Here is a 4,510-nt window from a genome sequence, read left to right on the forward strand (position 1 = left end):
TCGCCGCCAGCGCCGCGCGGACCGACGCGCCAGCGGCCAATGACGCAGGCGACCTCGACGCCGGAGACAGCGTCGAAGAAGACGGCGCCGAGCCGCTGGACTTCAGCGTTCTGGACGAAGAGCTGGTCGACATCTTCGTGGAAGAGGGCAAGGACCTGCTCGACCACTGCGATGGCCTGATCAGCGAACTGCGCGCCGCGCCGAATGACCGCGACGTCATCGCCGGCCTGCAGCGTGATCTGCACACCCTCAAGGGTGGCGCGCGCATGGCCGGGATCAACCCGATCGGCGACCTCGGCCACGGCATCGAATCGCTGCTGGAAGCCGTTGCGGCCAACCGCACCGATATCGACCGCAGTGACGTGCACCTGCTGGAACGCGGCTTCGATCGCCTGCACCAGATGCTGACCCGCACCGGCCAGCACCGCAGCGTGGCGATGCCCGAGGACCTCATCGGCGCCTTCGAACAGCGCACGCTGGGCCGGATCGAACCGGTCGTGGTCGACCGCGCCGCCGACGCTGCCGACGCCGCCCCGGTGGAGGTCGACACGGCCGTCGCCGAGGCCCCGTTGTCTGCACCGCTGCCGCTGGAGGCCAGTACCGACGACGACATGCTGGCCCGTCCGCAGCAGGAACAGGTGCGCGTGCGTGCCGACCTGCTCGACCGGCTGGTCAACCACGCCGGTGAAGTGGCGATCTACCGCTCGCGACTGGAACAGCAGCTCGGTGCCTTCCGCGGCGCCATGGGCGAACTGGACCGCACCAATGCGCGTCTGCGCGACCAGCTGCGCCGCCTGGACCTGGAAACCGAGGCGCAGATCGTCGCCCGCTACCAGCGCGAGCAGGACCAGGCCGACCACAAGTTCGATCCGCTCGAACTGGACCGTTTCTCCACGCTGCAGCAGCTCAGCCGCGCGCTGAACGAATCGGCAGCCGATCTGGGCGGCCTGCAGGGTGTGCTGGACGATCTGTCGCGCCAGTACGACGTGCTGCTGCAACAGCAGTCGCGGGTCAGCTCGGAACTGCAGGATGGCCTGATGCGCGCGCGCATGGTGCCGTTCGACGGGTTGGTGCCGCGCCTGCGCCGGGTGGTCCGCCAGGCCGGCCAGGACACCGGCAAGCAGGTCCACGTCACCCTGGAGGGAACCCACGGCGAACTGGACCGCAACGTGCTCGACCGCATGGTCGCGCCGCTGGAACACATGCTGCGCAACTCGGTCGCGCACGGTCTGGAAACCCCGGAACAGCGTCGCGCCGCCGGCAAGCCGGAAGAAGGCGAGATCGCCATCCGCCTGCGCCGCGAAGGCTCGGAAATCGTGCTGGAAGTGGCCGACGACGGCGCCGGGCTCGACCGCGAGGCGATCCGTCGCCGCGCCGAACAGCGCGGCCTGGTCGAGCCCGATGCCGTGCTCGGCGAGACCGAACTGGACGCGATGATCTTCTCGCCCGGTTTCAGCACTGCCGACCAGGTCAGCCAGCTGGCCGGCCGTGGCGTGGGCATGGACGTGGTGCACAACGAAGTGCGCCAGCTTGGCGGCTCGGTGGACATCCACTCGGTGCGTGGCCAGGGCGTCACCTTCACCCTGCGCCTGCCGCAGACGCTGGCGGTCACCCAGGCGGTGTTCGTGCAGATCGGCGAGACCACCTTCGCCGTGCCGGTGGCCTCGGTCAGCGGCATCGGCCGGATCTCGCGCGAGCGCTTCGAGACCATCGACGGCAGCTACCACTACGGTGGCGAAGCCTTCGCGCTGCACGATCTGGGGACGCTGATCGGCCAGGGCCAGGCCCGCGCCGAAGGCCAGGCCCAGGTGCCGCTGCTGCTGGTCCGCGCCGGTGAACTGCGCGCGGCCGTGGCCATCGACCAGGTGCTGGGCAACCGCGAAATCGTGGTCAAGCCGGTCGGCCTGCAGATCGCCTCGGTGCCGGGTATCTACGGCGCGACCATCACCGGCGATGGCCGGGTCGTGGTCATCCTCGACGTCGCCCCGTTGGTGCGCCGCTTCCAGGCCAATCCGCACAAGCCGATCGCCCCGACCACCCAGGTCAGCGACCGCGACGTGCCGCTGGTGATGGTGGTCGACGATTCGCTGACCATGCGCAAAGTCACCGGGCGCATCCTGGAACGCCACAACTTCGAAGTGGCCGTCGCCCGCGACGGCGTCGAAGCGCTGGAGCGGCTGGAAGAACGCGTGCCCGACCTGATGCTGCTGGATATCGAAATGCCGCGCATGGATGGCTATGAACTGGCCACCGCGATGCGCGCCGATCCCCGCTACAGGGACGTGCCGATCGTGATGATCACCTCGCGCAGCGGCGACAAGCACCGTCAGCGCGCCTTCGAAATCGGTGTCCAGCGTTACCTGGGCAAGCCTTACCAGGAACTGGACCTGATGCGAAACGTGTACGACCTGCTGGGGATCGCCCGTGTCCGCGAATGACCTGCCTTCGCTGTTGTCGGTAGCGCTGCTGGCGCGGGTCGGTCCGGCCCGCGAGCGCCTGCGCGAGGCGCTCGGCCAGGCCGGCGCCACCCTGGTGCTGGAAGAAGACCCCAACACGCTGGAGCTGCAGGTGCTGCGCGATGCCGCGCCGGGCGCGGTGCTGATCGCACTGGAACCGGCGATCGAGGACGCGCTGGAACGGCTGGACCCGGTGCTGGGTTCGCCGTCGCTGACTCTGATCTTCGATGAAGCCGAACTGGCCGCGCGCCGCGAAGGCTGGGAAGCGCAGCGCTGGGCACGGCACCTGGTGGCCAAGCTGCACGGGCACCTGGACGTGCTGCCGCCGGGGTCGGAGCAGGATGGCCTGCTGCAGCCGGAGCCGGGCCTGCCGACCACGCCGGCGCAACTGCACGCCGATGCCCCGCTGGACTTCCACGTGCGCGAGGCCTTCGACGCTGCCGGTGACGTGCCTGCCGATGGCCTGTACCAGGCGCCGGACACGCTGAGCGAGCCGATGTCGCTGGAAGAGGCGCTGGCCGCCCTGCAGCCGCCGTTCTCCACACCGGCCGCGCCGTCCGGTCCGCCGCCGGTCCCGGTGTCCGCACCGCAGACCGAACCGCCGCGCGTCCCGCTGGGCGATCACAGCAGCTGGTCGCTGGTCGATGATGATGCGGTCGCGGCAGTCGCACCGCCGCCGTCGGCCACCCCGAGCGCCGCACCGCCGCCAAGCGATTTCGACATCGCGCGCCTGTCGCTGGTGGACCTGGAGGCCGAGCGCCCCGCCGACGGCGCCGCCGCCGGTGCGGTGCTGGTGCTGGCCGGCATCGGTGGGCCCGACGCGCTGCGCCGCCTGCTGGCCACACTGCCCGCCGGGCTCGCCACGCCGGTGCTGGTGCACATGCGCCTGGACGGCGGCCGCTACGGCAATCTGGTCAAGCAGATGGCGCGCGTCTCGGCGCTCCCGGTGCTGCTGGCCGAAGCTGCAGAACCGGTGCAGGCCGGCAACGCCTACATCCTGCCCGATGACGTGGGCCTGGCAGTGCGCGACCGGGGGCTGTATTTCAGCGCCGATGCGCAGGGCGTCCAGGTGGGCACGCTGCCGCCGTCCGAGAGTGCCGTGGTGCTGCTCAGCGGCGCCGATGCCGGCCAGGTGGACGCAGTGCTGGCCTTGGCCGGCGAAGGCGCCTGGGTGGCCGGGCAGGTCGGTGAGGGCTGCTACGACCCTACCGCTGCCAACGCCGTGGTCGCCGCCGGCATGCATGCCGGCGAGCCGCCGCAGCTGGCCCAGCACATCGTCGAACGTTGGGGCGTGAGCGAATAATCGCCGCGCCGCGTCTCTTTCAGGAATCACGCCATGAGCTACGCCAGCAACGACGAAATCCGCGGGGTATTGATCCAGGCCGGGCACGAACGCGTGCTGCTGCCCAATGCCACCGTGGCCGAAATGATGTCCAAGGTCGCCGTTCAGACCGTGCCCGATGCGCCGGCCTGGCTGGTCGGGCAGATCGCCTGGCACGGCTGGGACGTGCCGCTGCTGTCGTTTGCGCGGTTGTCCGGACTGGGCGATGAACTGGTGACCAGCAACAACAAGGTGGTGGTGCTCAAGGCACTGGGCGGCAACGCCAGGCGCCCGTACTTCGCCCTGCTGACCCAGACCTTCCCGCAGCTCATCGCGGTGCCGCGCGACGGCCTGCTGGCCGACGCCTCCGAAGAAACCCTGCCGCAGGGCGTGCACATGCGCGTGCTGCTGGGCGAGCAGAGCGCGCTGCTGCCGGATCTGGACGCGCTGGAAGCGGCACTGGACGAGGCCTACCCCGTCGCGGGGTGAGTCTTCGCGTTCGCGAAGGCTCACCACGATCTGCCTTGCAGATCGTGGGCCCCCGCGTCATCTGCCTCCAGATCTCCGCGCCTGACGGCGCGCCCCCTTGACTCAAGGGGGCTGTTCCACCCGATGCTTACCGGAGTGCTGGCGTGTTTCGGCGCCCGTGCCTCCCGCTGCATGTCGGCACCGCGTTTTGGCAGGACGTTCGTATCGATCCACGATCCATGCCTGCCGAAAGCGAACGATTCGG

3 protein-coding genes are annotated in these 4,510 nt (G+C 69.9%); all 3 read left to right on the forward strand.

Annotation, left to right across the window (positions count from 1 at the left end):
- Positions 1 to 2,438 (forward strand): response regulator (locus RTO53_RS09210; protein ID WP_312237506.1); only part of this gene is annotated, 2,438 nt, incomplete at its 5' end.
- On the forward strand, positions 2,425 to 3,759 hold the full coding sequence (locus RTO53_RS09215) for a chemotaxis protein CheB (protein ID WP_312237507.1): 1,335 nt from the start codon (positions 2,425 to 2,427) through the stop codon (positions 3,757 to 3,759). The genes RTO53_RS09210 and RTO53_RS09215, both read left to right, overlap by 14 nt.
- 33 nt (positions 3,760 to 3,792) lie before the next feature.
- On the forward strand, positions 3,793 to 4,266 hold the full coding sequence (locus RTO53_RS09220) for a chemotaxis protein CheW (RefSeq protein ID WP_312237508.1): 474 nt from the start codon (positions 3,793 to 3,795) through the stop codon (positions 4,264 to 4,266).
- The last annotated feature ends 244 nt before the right edge of the window (positions 4,267 to 4,510 follow it).

The sequence above is a fragment of the Stenotrophomonas sp. genome, assembly GCF_031995405.1.
In the GTDB taxonomy this organism is placed as follows: Bacteria; Pseudomonadota; Gammaproteobacteria; order Xanthomonadales; family Xanthomonadaceae; genus Stenotrophomonas.